The 13,854-nt window shown below is 37.3% G+C and carries 13 protein-coding genes; 5 read left to right on the forward strand and 8 right to left on the reverse strand.

The genetic code is table 11. From position 1 onward, the window contains the following. Nucleotides 1-116: 116 nt before the first annotated feature. The gene (locus BCF58_RS08720) at nt 117-962 is read right to left on the reverse strand and encodes an ABC transporter permease (protein ID WP_121461414.1); all 846 of its coding nucleotides are present in this window, start codon (nt 960-962) and stop codon (nt 117-119) included. Next, complete coding sequence (locus BCF58_RS08725; protein ID WP_121461415.1) at nt 955-1,866, reverse strand: ABC transporter ATP-binding protein; 912 nt, start codon at nt 1,864-1,866, stop codon at nt 955-957. Before BCF58_RS08725 ends, BCF58_RS08720 begins: the two co-directional genes overlap by 8 nt. A 105-nt stretch (nt 1,867-1,971) precedes the next feature. Here BCF58_RS08725 and BCF58_RS08730 point away from each other — a divergent pair, with 105 nt between their 5' ends. The 4 genes from BCF58_RS08730 (at nt 1,972) to BCF58_RS08745 (ending at nt 6,516) form a co-directional block, all read left to right on the forward strand. Continuing rightward, on the forward strand, nt 1,972-3,348 hold the full coding sequence (locus BCF58_RS08730) for an AAA family ATPase (protein ID WP_121461416.1): 1,377 nt from the start codon (nt 1,972-1,974) through the stop codon (nt 3,346-3,348). A gap of 62 nt (nt 3,349-3,410) precedes the next feature. After that, nucleotides 3,411-4,520, forward strand: a complete 1,110-nt coding sequence (locus BCF58_RS08735) for an NAD(P)/FAD-dependent oxidoreductase (protein WP_121461417.1) — start codon at nt 3,411-3,413, stop codon at nt 4,518-4,520. A gap of 101 nt (nt 4,521-4,621) precedes the next feature. After that, nucleotides 4,622-5,734, forward strand: coding sequence for a peptide chain release factor 2 (gene prfB / locus BCF58_RS08740; protein ID WP_121461418.1), 1,113 nt, complete (start codon nt 4,622-4,624; stop codon nt 5,732-5,734). A gap of 86 nt (nt 5,735-5,820) precedes the next feature. Continuing rightward, the gene (locus BCF58_RS08745) at nt 5,821-6,516 is read left to right on the forward strand and encodes a DedA family protein (protein WP_121461419.1); all 696 of its coding nucleotides are present in this window, start codon (nt 5,821-5,823) and stop codon (nt 6,514-6,516) included. Between the two features lie 37 nt (nt 6,517-6,553). Here the strand turns inward: BCF58_RS08745 and BCF58_RS08750 are convergent, their stop codons facing one another. After that, on the reverse strand, nt 6,554-7,417 hold the full coding sequence (locus BCF58_RS08750; RefSeq protein WP_121461420.1) for an alpha/beta hydrolase: 864 nt from the start codon (nt 7,415-7,417) through the stop codon (nt 6,554-6,556). 166 nt (nt 7,418-7,583) lie between these two features. Next, complete coding sequence (locus BCF58_RS08755) at nt 7,584-8,063, reverse strand: tetratricopeptide repeat protein (protein WP_228434767.1); 480 nt, start codon at nt 8,061-8,063, stop codon at nt 7,584-7,586. Nucleotides 8,064-8,241: 178 nt separating this feature from the next. Here BCF58_RS08755 and BCF58_RS08760 point away from each other — a divergent pair, with 178 nt between their 5' ends. Continuing rightward, a complete protein-coding gene (locus tag BCF58_RS08760; RefSeq protein ID WP_121461422.1) occupies nt 8,242-9,123 on the forward strand; it encodes a DUF808 domain-containing protein in 882 nt (293 codons plus the stop codon). 77 nt (nt 9,124-9,200) lie between these two features. Here BCF58_RS08760 and dnaJ read toward each other — a convergent pair whose 3' ends face one another. The 4 genes from dnaJ to BCF58_RS08780 form a co-directional block, all read right to left on the reverse strand. Then, entirely contained in the window at nt 9,201-10,322 is a 1,122-nt protein-coding gene (gene dnaJ, locus BCF58_RS08765; RefSeq protein WP_121461423.1) for a molecular chaperone DnaJ, read from the reverse strand. Between the two features lie 97 nt (nt 10,323-10,419). Continuing rightward, nucleotides 10,420-10,956, reverse strand: a complete 537-nt coding sequence (locus BCF58_RS08770) for a nucleotide exchange factor GrpE (protein WP_121461424.1) — start codon at nt 10,954-10,956, stop codon at nt 10,420-10,422. Between the two features lie 138 nt (nt 10,957-11,094). Continuing rightward, nucleotides 11,095-12,429 carry an Nramp family divalent metal transporter gene (locus BCF58_RS08775; RefSeq protein ID WP_121461425.1) on the reverse strand — a complete coding sequence of 445 codons (1,335 nt, stop codon included), beginning with the start codon at nt 12,427-12,429 and terminating at the stop codon, nt 11,095-11,097. Nucleotides 12,430-12,542: 113 nt separating this feature from the next. Next, on the reverse strand, nt 12,543-13,850 hold the full coding sequence (locus BCF58_RS08780; protein WP_121461426.1) for an OmpA family protein: 1,308 nt from the start codon (nt 13,848-13,850) through the stop codon (nt 12,543-12,545). Nucleotides 13,851-13,854: the final 4 nt, after the last annotated feature.

Here is a 13,854-nt window from a genome sequence, read left to right on the forward strand (position 1 = left end):
TTATATTCACAATCTATTTAATTTAATAATGAAATCCAACTTTAACCAAAAAGTGGCTCGGAACCGAACCACTTTAATCTTTGAATTTTTAATTCTTTAATCTTTTAATCAAATAATTACCAATCCCTCTTTTTCAAAATCCAGTAAGAACCGAAAATAAAGATCACACTCCAAACAATGCAGGCAATTAAGCTTTCTGTAGGATAGGTGAACTCATATTTTAAGCCCATCATTTTTGCCAGATTTAATCTTATTAAAGGATTTGGAATCAAAGAGGACATACTTTCCAAAGGCAGAAGCTTCGTAAAGAAGAAAGAATTTTGGGCTACATCCAGTCGCTGCTGTTGAGTTAAACCTTGCAGTCTTGTAAACGATTCCACTCCGATTAAGATGCTCTCCATAATCCAGAAAACGAAAAATGCAAGGAAAACAAATACCGATTTTCTCAATAAAACGGAAAGGAACATCAGGAAACAGAAGAAAGTAAATAATTTCAGGAAATAATTTCCTATGAAGAACATTTCTTCAAAAACCTTGGCTGAATCAGTGACTTTGGAATATTGATACCCCAAAAATATGGTAATGACAAATACAAGAAGGGTAGAAACAGTCGTAAATAGGGTAATGGTTAATAATTTTGAACTAATAAATTCTTTCCTGCTCAACCCATCAATCGTATTCTGTTTAAACATCCTGTTGCTGAATTCCTGTGAAATGGAAAATACAATGATAAGTCCGAGGAAAATCTTTAGCAAAGCTACAATCCATGTTGTAAAATTCCAGATCTCAGGGAAATTATAAATACCCTGTTCTTTTAAATTGATTGGATTTCCGAAAATTTTAAGATCTACCAGTCCAATAAAAAGCAAAGCGATTAAAATTGCAAAATATAGGACGGTGAAAACCTTGAATGGTCTGTAATTCAGATTTTTATAATATTCGAGTTTTAATAATTTAAGCATGGTTATTCGTGTTTTTTACAAGTTCAAGGAATTGGGTTTCAAGAGACAGCTTTTTCTTTGTCAGATGCGAAAGGAAAATCCCTTTTTCAGCAAGTTTCTGATTCAGACCGGATGCAGAGATGGAGGCATCTTCGCGGATCTGGGCTTTAATGATTTCCCCTTCCAAATGCACGGAAGTAAACCATTGAAGCTCTTCCAGAATACTTAAAAGCTGGGTGTTATTATCTGCTTTCAATTCAAAAAAGCCTTTATTATTAGTCATTTCATCTACCCTTCCGCAGTAAATTGAATTCCCTTCTTTTAATACGATTACATGGCTGCAAATTTTTTCAATTTCATCCAGCAGGTGACTTGCAATGATGATGGTAATTCCCTGTTTGGCAATATTGCTGATGATTTCCCGGATCTGAATGATCCCCTCCGGATCCAGTCCGTTGGTAGGCTCATCCAGAATTAAAACTTCAGGATTATTAAGCATGGCCGAAGCAATAGCCAGACGTTGTTTCATTCCTAAGGAAAATGTTTTGAAAGCGTCTTTCTTTCTTTCAAAAAGGCCAACGGTTTTTAATACTTCATCAATTCTTGTATAAGGGGTGCCCTTAATTTCTGCAACGATTTTAAGATTGGTTTCAGCACTTAAATAAGGATAAAAATTAGGTTGTTCAATAATCGCCCCTATTTTTTTCAAAGTGTCCGAGCTGGTCCCTTTCTGCCCGAACCAATACCAATCACCATTGGTGGGATTGATGGTAGAAAGAAGCATCCCGAATGTAGTGGATTTTCCACTTCCGTTAGGCCCGAGAAGCCCGTAAACATTTCCTCTCTCGACATCAAAAGATATATTGTTTACCGCAACTCTTTTGAATTTTTTAGTCAGATTTTTTACTGATAAAATTTTTTCCATGTAATTTGTCCGTAATTTGTTTTACATAGTAGTAGTCCGTGTAAATGATAAAATGTTACAAGATTAAGATTAAAATATTTACATTTGATAGAACAATAGGTAATTATGAAGTTAATTGAACTTGCTAAGGAATTAAATATTTCAGCTGAAGCTATTAAAAGATTTATCCAGGATTTTGATCTTGATTTAGGAGGGTGTATCAGTACCAATTTTGAAGTAACGGCCGATTTTGAAAAATTTGCCCGGGAAAATATAGATTTTCTAAAGCGTTACGAAAAAGATCTTGATAAAAATAAAACAGTGGAACAGATTGCGGAAACAATCAATCAGCCTAAAGAAAAAATAGAAAAGGCGATTAAAGATGACCATTCCAATATCTTTGATAACGGTTTTTTCCGTTCCTCCATTTCAAGCTATGGAATTGATAACAAATTAGGGGGGAATTATCAGTTTGTCTATGATTATTTCGGACATAAAACAAACCTCCAGCATAGAGATTTTATTGGGTACAGAGACCTGTTTTTCTATATTTCCGGGGTTTTGGAGCCTTTTTTAAACCCGCAGCAGATTAAAGACTGGGGAATTCATAAGCCGGCAGGAATCATATTATACGGCCCACCCGGAAGCGGGAAAATTTTCTGGGCCAATAAAATTGCCGAGATTATCGGGTACCAGTTTAAAGAAGTGAAAAAGCATTATCTGGGGACATCATTTATTGATGGCAGTAAAACTAATTTCAACGATTTTCTGGTAAGCATGATGCAGGAAGACAAAGTACTTCTTTTACTTGAGAATTTTGATGAAATTATGATGGAAAGAAATGCTGAGACTGATGTAGCATCGTGCAATCTGGAAACCCAGGAAATAATTCTTCACTATATAAGCAAATTTGAACAGGAAGATGTACTGATGATAGGTTCCGCCAATTCCGTTTCGGAAATCGATGAGGAAGTTCTTGCTCCGGGAAGATTTGATGTCCTGGTTCCCGTTTTTCCGCCCAATGCGTCCGAACGGTCCGAAATCATCCTGTATGCCATGACAAAAGGTCTTCAGGAAGACTCTTTACTCTACAAAATCCTTAAAAATAATAAAGCTGATAAAATTCCTTTCTGGCATGGAGTTTCTTCACAAATGAAAACATTCAGCAATACCATGGTGATTGATTTTACTCAAAGCCTGAAAAAACGGATTAAAAATCTGTATGCAAGGACAAGAAATGAAAATCTAAAGATCGATCAAAAGCTTTTGAACGGGGCTTTAAGAGATGCGGCTGCCAAACTTACAGAAGAATATCTTGACCAGGTCGCAAGATTCCTGAATGATGTAGTTATTAACAATTATGATGATTTCAAGTTTAGGGTTATCGCTTTGAAAAACGAACTCGATGCTTATAAAGTAGTGGAAGTACCCCGCAGAGCTATTGGTTTTCAACATAATGAAGAAGAAAGTAAAGGAAAAGAGGAAAATAAAGACAACTCTTAAATGTTCATATCGTAATTAATCTCACTTAACATTTATCAACTATCATTAATCATTAATCATTCATGAACAGTATCTGGGAACTCGAAACTTTCTACAGAAAACGGAATATCATTATTGTAGGAGCTGGCTTTACCGGGCTATGGACGGCTGTTTCCATCAAGGAAAAATATCCTGAGAAATCTGTATTGATTATGGAGAGAAATGCAATTCCGTTAGGGGCATCAACCAGGAATGCCGGTTTTGCCTGTTTCGGAAGCCTTACGGAAATCATTGCCGATTCACAGAAAATGGGATGGGAAAAAACGTTGCAGCTGGTAAAGATGAGGTTTGAAGGATTGAAAAAAATTCAAAATTATTTTAATAATGATGAAATTGGTTTTGAATTAACCGGAGGCTATGAAATTCTCAACAACGATGAGCCTTTACAAAAAATAGAAGAGGTTAATGAAAAGCTTAAACCCATCACAGGATTGGGTGAAACTTATTTTCTGAACCAGGATAAAATACAAAAATTTGGATTAGGTAAATCTGAATTTATAATTGAAAATCCATGCGAAGGGAGCCTGCATTCAGGAAAATTAGTACAAAAGCTTTTGGAAAAATGCCACGAACTGAAAGTTGAATTCCTTTTTGGGGCAGAAGTCAAAAAGATGATTGAAAATCCACATGAAATTGAAGTTCAGATTTCAGAAACTGTTTCTGTGTTTGCAGATCAGTTGATTCACGGTACCAATGCTTTCAGTTCAGATTTTTTGAAAACGGAAGAAATTATTCCGGCCCGTGGACAGATTCTTTTAACGGAACCCATTGAAAATTTAAAACTTAAAGGGACTTTCCATTATGACGAAGGGTTTTACTATTTCAGAAATCTGGGAAACAGGGTTTTATTGGGTGGCGGAAGAAACCGGGATTTTAAAACCGAAGAAACAATTGCTTTTGAAACAACCATTTTTTTACAGGAACATTTGGAAAAATTCCTGAAAGAAGTGGTTCTTCCTGATCATCAGGATATTAAAATTGCCCATCGCTGGTCCGGAATTATGGCAATGGGCCCGGAAAAAACTCCAATTGTGAAACAAATTTCTGACAGGCAATTCTGTGCTGTCCGGCTTTCAGGAATGGGAGTCGCTCTGGCTCCGAAAATAGGAGAAATGATGGCGGAAATGATATAAGTAATTGTACGGATCACCTACCTAAGAGAAGATATGTGAAAATCTGTGGCATCTGTGGGAATCAAAAATAATATCAGTATTTTTGCAAAAAAGAAACATTCGTGATTAATAACGACCAGATAAGAGAAGTTCAGTCCAGGATTGAAGATTTACATAAATACCTTCAGATCGAGAAAAAGAAGATCGAAATTTCCAATGACGATGAGAAAACGGCGGCTCCGGAATTTTGGGATAACCCGAAAGAAGCCGAGGCATTCCTTAAACAGCTTCGTTCCAAGAAAAGATGGGTAGAGGATTATGAAGAAATCAACAGTCAGTTTGAAGATCTTCAGGTATTGGCGGAATTTGCCAAAGAAGACCCGGATTCCGAAAAAGAACTGGATGAAACATTTCCGCAATTAGTAGAAAAAATTGAAGATCTCGAGTTTAAGAATATGCTTTCCAACGAAGGAGATGAACTTTCGGCCGTGCTACAGATTACGGCTGGAGCAGGAGGGACAGAAAGCTGCGATTGGGCTTCAATGCTGATGAGAATGTATACCATGTGGGCGGAAAAGCAGGGGTATAAAATCAGGGAGCTCAACTTCCAGGAAGGGGATGTTGCCGGAGTAAAAACAGTTACGCTGGAAATAGACGGGGAATATGCTTTCGGATATTTAAAAGGAGAAAACGGAGTTCACCGATTGGTAAGAATTTCACCTTTTGACAGTAATGCCAAACGTCATACAAGCTTCGTTTCCGTGTATGTTTATCCGTTGGTAGATGACACCATTGAGATTAATATCAATCCTGCCGATATCAGTTTTGAAACCATGAGATCTTCCGGAGCAGGGGGGCAGAACGTGAATAAAGTGGAAACAGCGGTGCGTCTTCGTCACGCGCCTACTGGGATTATCATTGAAAACTCGGAATCCCGTTCCCAGCTTCAGAATAAAGAAAAAGCCATGCAGTTACTTCGATCAAGACTGTATGAAATGGAACTGGAGGAACGTATGAAAGCCAGAAACGAGATCGAAGCCAATAAGATGAAGATCGAGTGGGGAAGCCAGATCAGAAACTACGTTATGCATCCTTATAAATTGGTAAAAGACGTTCGTTCCGGCCATGAAACTTCAGATGTGGATTCCGTGATGAACGGAAATATCACCCCGTTTCTTAAAGCATTTTTGATGGCGGATGGAACAGCGGTTTCGGATGATGATCTCAACCTATAAAATATCATGCTTTGAATTTGTTAAAAACTTATAATTAATTTTTGTTTCAGGTTTTTTAGGCTTACTTTTGTTACTCATCAATATTTATGGAAGATTTCAATAGCTGGAAGGATTTACTGAACCCTGAGTTTTATATTAAAATGGGTGGGTTCTGGCTTATTTTGTTTATTATTTTTGCTGAAACAGGTCTTTTTGTAGGGTTCTTTTTACCCGGAGACTCTTTGTTATTTGTTTCAGGAATTTATGCGGTAGAAATTATCAAAGAGACTTTTGGCTCCACCGGGAGCGACTTCTTAGATACCACCATTTTGGCTGCGTGTGTTTCTTTAGCGGCAATTATCGGGAATGAAGTAGGGTATTATTTTGGATTAAAAACCGGTCCCGCATTATACAAAAAGAAGGATACCACATTATTCAAAAAGAAATATCTTTATCAGGCTCACGATTTTTTTGAAAAACATGGGGCTTTAGCTGTGATTATGGCCAGATTTTTACCTGTGGTAAGGACTTTTACACCTATTGTTGCCGGAATTGTGAAAATGGATAAGAAAGAGTTCCTGAGAGATAATATTATAGGGGCTGTCCTGTGGTCATTCTCTTTAATCTATGCAGGACATTATCTGGATAAAATTTTCAGAGATGAATTCGGAATTGAACTGAAATCTAAACTGGAATATATTATTATCGTAATTGTTCTGATTACAACACTTCCGGTGATCATTAAGTTTCTGTTCGGGAAAAAACAGGACTTCTCTAAATATGAAGATCAAAACTTTGAATAATATCATCATACAAAACCAAATAACCTGCTTTAGCAGGTTATTTTTTTATCCACTCTAAAATATTCGGGTAAATAATACTGTCTCTTTTTCTTTTGCTAAAAAACCTTGGTGCATGGCCCGCTCCTTCCATAAAAACCAGTTTATGGGGAACATTCTGCTGAGTCAAAGCAGAATCCAAAGAAAGACCCTGGCGTTGGTTCACCAGAAAATCTTTATTTCCCTGAAATAGTAGGGTAGGAACCTGAGTGATATTGGCAATAGGGCTTGCTTTTTGAAACTCTTCAGATAAATTTTTACGGTCGAATTTTGTACCTACCATCTTTTGAATCGTAGGAGAAGTATATTTTGAATAAAAGGAATCGAGGAATTCTTTGGAAAAAAAATCAGTGGGTCCGCTCAGAGAAATAATTTTCTTGATCTGATCAGGGTGTTGATACCCGTAAAGCAGCGTCAAATGTCCTCCTGCGCTTTCTCCTAGCAGAATATAATTATTGGGCTGCAGTTCCGCTTTCTGGGCTAATGAATTGAATTTTTCAATAACGGAAGCAATATCCTCCAATTGTTCTTTATAAGTGATTTTTTTTGAAACCAGGCGGTAATTCATATTAATGCTTGGAATATTATTTTTAAAAAGCATTTTCTGAATATGGATCATGTGTTCCTTTCTTCCATATTTCCAGGCACCACCATGAACTATTACAACCACCGGTGAAAATTCCGGATAATCGGATGGCAGGAAAACATCCATTTTCTGTCTCTTATGTTCACCGTATTTTAAATTGTAAATCTTCTGTTCATTATGGGTTCCCACCCAAACCCTGAATCTTGAATTACAGGAATTCAAAACAAATCCGATGCATCCCAAAACAAAGAAATGATATTTGAGAATGAACTTTTTCATAGATTAAAATTACATAAATACAAGGAAATATTGGGGATCAAAAAGATGACTTTTACCATAGCTGGATCACTATTCCGATTTGTTTATCCATAAGAGCCAATTCTTTAGCTCTTCAAGGTCTTGGGCACAAGTCTGGTAAATACATATAATAATTATTATTAAAAAATCATTCATGAAGGGCATTAGCATAATTATATAATGATCGGTTATATCTGGGTAAATGCCCAGAGATTGCTTTTAAAGCTAAGGACAACGCTTCTTTGTATTCCCCCTGAGAGGAAAGGGAAAGAGCTAAAAATGAATCGACTGCGTCATTCAGTTCATCTGAATAATTGGCCTTTTCTTCTCTTAAAATATGAATGCTTTCATCAATGTTCCCGTTATTTCTTAAAGTACTTGCTAATTGAATTCTTGCTCTCCTTCTGCGTAAACCGGATAATCCTTGCTGTAATGCAGATCTGTAAAGAGGTTCTGCATCCTTTTCATATCCTGTTGAGTCAAAAGCACAGGCCATTTCAAAGTTGACAATAGCTTGTGAGCCTGAAAGTCTAGCGGTATGGGTTTTTATTTTCTGAAGAAATTCATCATTGCTTATTTTTCCAAATTGCAGCCAGATACGCTGTAATTGAGCTTCCCAATTTTCCATCTTGTCCATTTTATATTGTATATGATGATTTCCAACAAAGATATAAAATATGAGGAGCCATCTTTATGCTTTCACTATTTTAACAGATATCAAAATTTGCCTTATAAACAATTTGAAAACAGAATTAAATAGTTATTTTTGCTGCACTTAACAATTATTAAAAAAATATTAAAATACTATGGCATCTGGTTTTTTTGCGATTTTAGATGATATCGCTGCTTTGATGGATGATGTGGCAGTTACAAGTAAAATAGCAACTCAGAAAACAGCAGGGATTTTAGGTGATGATTTAGCCGTGAATGCAGAAAAAGCGACCGGTTTTCTTTCCTCCCGCGAATTGCCTGTTTTATGGGCAATTACAAAAGGGTCTTTCATTAATAAACTGATTATTCTTCCCGTTGCTTTCCTGCTCAACTGGCTGTATAAGCCGGCAATAGAGATTATTCTGGTTCTGGGAGGACTTTATCTTGCCTTTGAAGGTGTGGAGAAGATTATCGAATTTTTATTCCACCGCTCCAAAAAAGGACATGAAGTCATTGAAGAAAGCCAGGTTGACGAAGATGAGCCTGTTTCTGAAAAGGCCAAAATAAAATCTGCCATTGCAACAGACTTTATTCTTTCCATAGAAATTGTGATTATTGCCTTAGGAACAGTTATACAGGAAAACCATCCTTTATTGACGCAGATTCTTACCGTAACCTTTGTCGCAATTTTAGCCACTGTTGGGGTGTATGGAATTGTTGCCCTTATCGTAAGAATGGATGATGCTGGCTTTAAACTGATCAGAAAAAGTAATGACAAAGGAATTTTCTCCAAATTGGGCCATTTATTGGTGAATGCATTGCCTGTTATTATCAAAATTTTGGGAATTGTAGGAACACTAGCCCTGATTCTGGTTTCAGGAGGGATTTTCGCTCATAATATCGAATATCTGCATCATTTTCTTCCTACATGGCCTGATATGATTAAGGAATTCACATTAGGAATTATAGGCGGATTAATTGCTGTAGCATTGTTTACGGTTGGTAAGAAAATATATTCTGCAGTTCTTCGTAAATAAGCAGGCTTCAAATAACATACTTCGGCCCGGGAGCAAAGCTCCCGGGCCGAAGTATATTTAAAAAGGACTGGATATTCTTAGTTGAACAAATCCTTTACTTTATCAAAAAACGTTTTCTCCTTTCCGGATGGTTCTGCCACCATTTCTCCGCTTGACATCTGTTTTTCGAAGAAATCTTTCTGTTCTTTCGTCAGCTTTTGAGGAGTCCATACATTAATGTGAATAAACATATCCCCTTTTCCATAACTGTCGATGCTTGGAAGGCCTTTTCCAGCCAATCTTAAGATTTTGCCGGACTGAGTTCCCGGATCTACCGTGATCTTTACTTTTCCGCCAACTGTCGGAACTTCTTTTTTTGTTCCTAAAGCTGCTTCTGCGAAAGATATATATAATTCCTGGTGAAGATTATCACCCTCTCTTTTGATTGCTTTATCTACTTCTTCTTCAATGATGACCAATAAGTCTCCCGGGATACCGCCGAAAGGGGCATCATTTCCTTTTCCTCTTACATTAAGCTGAATGCCGTCTCTTGCGCCTGCCGGAATATTAATGGTAACTTCTTCTTCATCTTTGATCAGCCCTTGCGCATTGGCGCCTGCCGGAATTTTATCTGCTACTTTTCCGATTCCCTGACAGGTCCCACAGGTAGTCTGTGTCTGCATTTGCCCGAACATGGTATTCATTACTTTAATTTGAACACCGGAACCACTACAGGTAGGACATGTTTTTGAAGTGGCATCTTCAGCCATCTTCATTTTCTTCACTTTGATGGTTTTTTGGGTTCCATTCACCATTTCTTCAAGGTTCAGCTTGATTCTTATCCTAAGGTTAGAACCTTTTACCTGCTGATGTCCACCACCACCAAATCCACCGAATCCGCCACCGAAGTGTCCTCCGAAAATATCGCCGAACTGACTGAAAATATCTTCCATATTCATTCCGCCACCGAATCCGCCGCCAAATCCACCATTTCCGCCCACACCTGCATGACCGAACTGGTCGTATCTTGCACGTTTCTGGTCATCGCTTAGGATTTCATAGGCTTCCGCAGCTTCCTTGAATTTTTCTTCAGCCACTTTATCCCCCGGATTTTTATCAGGGTGATATTTTATGGCCATTTTTCGGTAGGCTTTCTTTATTTCATCGGCAGATGCGGATTTGCTTATTTCAAGAACCTCGTAATAATCTCTTTTTGACATGATCTTATAATTGATTATTGATAAATGATAATAGACATTCAGAATGGTATAAGTGAGATCTCATCAATTATCACTCATCATTTATCATTTATTAATATTAGTTTCCTGTTACTACTTTGGCAAAACGAATAACCTTATCGTTCAAAGTGTAACCAGTTTCAATAACGTCTACGATTTTTCCTTTCAGATCTTCTGAAGGGGCAGGAATCTGAGTAATAGCTTCGTGGAAATCTACATTAAAAGAGTCTCCGGCTTTTACTTCCATAGCTTTCAATCCCTTTTCATTAAGTTTATTCTTGAATTTTTGATAAATCAGTTCTACTCCCTGTAAATCTGCAGAATTCCCGTTTTTAGCAATTTCTTTTAAAGCTCTTTCAAAATCATCCAAAACTCCCAGCATAGAAATCATCATATCCTGATTCGCATATTGGAAAAATTCCATTTTTTCCTTTGAAGTTCTCTTTTTATAATTTTCGAACTCAGCATAAAGACGAACATAACGATCTTTTTCTTGTGCCAAAAGTTCATCTGCTGTCGGCTCAACTGTCACATTTTCTCCGGAATTGGCTTCATTCTGGAGGGTATTCTCTTCTTGCTTATTGATGTTTTCTTCGTTGATATCCTGATTTTCCATATTCAATAACTATTTTACTGAATTGTTTGTCAAAGATTCTGCCAAAGAAAAAATCAGGACATTAAGTCAGAAAAATTGGCAGCTGAATAAATGAATAAGTCAATAATGATAAGTCAGTTTTACATCATTGGCCATTGATTATTCCCCGAAAAAAGTTTGGAACAGCAAGTAAAGGTTCAAAATGATGATCACAAAAGAAATCACCCATACACAAATTTTCAAGAACGGTTTGTTTACAAATTCGCCCATTTTTGCTTTATCACTCGTAAACATCACTAAAGGAACCACGGCAAAACTAAGCTGCATGGATAAGATTACCTGACTTAAAACAAGTAAATCTGTTGTACCTTGTTCACCATAAATAATGGTAACGATCAATGCGGGTATGACTGCAATAAGCCTTGTGATTAATCTTCTCAGCCATGGTTTTAATCTGATATTCAAAAAACCCTCCATTACAATTTGTCCTGCAAGAGTCCCGGTAAGAGTAGAGTTTTGTCCGGAAGCCAATAAAGCAATTGCAAAAGCAATGCTTGCCATGGAAGCTCCTAAAATAGGAGTTAGCATCTTATAGGCATCGTGGATATCAGCCACATGCTTATTTCCTGTAGTATGGAAAGTGGCCGCAGCCAGAATAAGAATTGCCGCATTAATAAAGAACGCTAGTAATAAAGACACGGTGCTGTCTAATGTTGCAAATTTGATAGCTTCTTTTTTACCTTCCCTGTCCCGTGTATAATCCCGGGTCTGTACAATACTGCTGTGAAGATACAGATTGTGTGGCATAACAGTAGCTCCTAAGATCCCTATCGCTATATAGAGCATCGCAGGGTTTTGAATTATTTCTTTTTGGGGAACCAATCCCCCAAGGATTTCATTGAATGCAGGTTTTGAAATAATAATTTCATATACAAAACATGCCAGAATAATGAAAATAAGCCCGCCCACAATGCTTTCTATCCACCTGAAGCCTTTCGCCTGAAGCAAAAGGATAATGAGAACATCTATGGTGGTAATAACGATTCCCCAGGTAAGAGGAATATGAAACAATAAGTTCAATGCAATGGCTGAACCGATTACCTCTGCCAAATCACACGCGGCAATGGCAATCTCACATAATATCCAAAGAATAAAATTGGTTGTCGGATGAAAATGATCCCTGCAGGCCTGTGCTAAATCCCTTTCTGCTACTACACCCAGTTTTACAGACAGGTGTTGCAATATCATGGCGAAAATATTGGAAATAAGGATAACAGAGAGCAGGGTATAACCAAATTGTGCTCCTCCGGCAATATCCGTTGCCCAGTTCCCGGGGTCCATATAACCTACGGCCACCATTAGCCCGGGTCCGGCAAAGGCAAGATACTTCCTCCAAAAAGTGGCCTTTCTAGGAACTTTAATAGACGAGTATACTTCTGATAAGGAATGGGAAGTCTTATCTTTCCTCCAGCCTTGTTTTATATTGAAATTCATAAATGTTAGAAATGACTAACAAATTTAATTAAATAAATGAAAATTCAAACATTATAAAAAAGAAAATCCCGGAAAAACTTTTTCCGGGATGAATTTTATAGGATTCTGAAAGATTATTTTGCAAATCTTACAGCCATTTTTCTGTCAACAGCTCTTTCAGCATCAGAAGCTTTAGCATCTACAGTAGCAAACTTGCTTCCGTATCCTTCTGCTCCTAAAACCTGAGATCCAACTCCTGCTTTAGTTAAAGCTGCTTTAATAAAATCAGCTCTTGCCTGAGATAATTTTACGTTAGATGCTTCGTTACCTGTTTTATCTGTGTATCCACCGATTTTAATTTTAGCGTCAGGGAATGCTTTCAAAATAGCTACCAAATTATCCAACTGCCCTTGAGAACCGGCTTCTAATTCAGTAGAGCTTCCCATTTTGAAATTAACATGGTCAAAATCATACCAGGTATCTTTCAAAGCATTATCGTCTGCTGCATTTTTATAACTGTCAGACTTTAAGAAAGTGATCATTCTGTCTTCCATTCCTCCTTTGTATCCTTTAAGTGCTACACCGTTCAAGTCGATATTTTCGTCAACTTTTGCAGTAGTAGTTGTAGTTGCCGCAGTATCCGTAGAAGAAACTGCTGCCGTATCGGAAGAAACTGCCGTAGAATCGGTAGTAGTGGTAGTTGTTGTTGTATCTTTCTTATTGCATTGTTTCCACAAGAAATATCCTGCTGCTAATAATAATAGTAATGGTAATAACCATTTCCAGATAGAACCGCCACCGCCGTCATTGTTATTTCTGTCAGGATACGTTCCCGTAGGAGTAGTACTTCTTGTCACTTCTATTTTAGGTTCTTCATGAGAAGTTACTTTTATTTTGTCATCATCATTATCGAATTTATATCCTTTTGCCCAATCTCCCAGATTTAATGAAGCTAAAGAAAGTCCTGCAGGTAATAACGTAGAAATAATACCTTTCTGGTCACCTAATAAACTTGAAATGCCGGATTGCCCCAAATTATTATCAGAAGCATATTTTCCGATCGAACCTAACGTAGCACCAGTTACCAGATTCAATAAAGAACTGGATGAATTGTTGCTGATTCCTGCATAAGATGCAATAGTATTGACTAATCCGTTTACCTTGTCACCAAAGATTAAGGATAGTAAACTGCTTATCCATGAGTTATTATTCGCAGACCCACCTAATAAATTTCCCAAGATGCCGCTTGACGAAGCATTGGTAATGGCATCCAAGACTGCCGGATTATCAGAATTGTTGGCTAAACCTCCCACAACAGCAGGCAATAACCCACCAATTGCTTTTGAGATGCCAGACTCACTTTCTCCAAGCTGTGATGCTGCCTGAGAAACTAAAGCGGGACCTAATTGTCCTTTGATTAAATCAATAACATTTAAAGACATAATA

The sequence above is a fragment of the Chryseobacterium defluvii genome, from assembly GCF_003634775.1.
Taxonomy (GTDB): Bacteria; Bacteroidota; Bacteroidia; order Flavobacteriales; family Weeksellaceae; genus Chryseobacterium; species Chryseobacterium defluvii.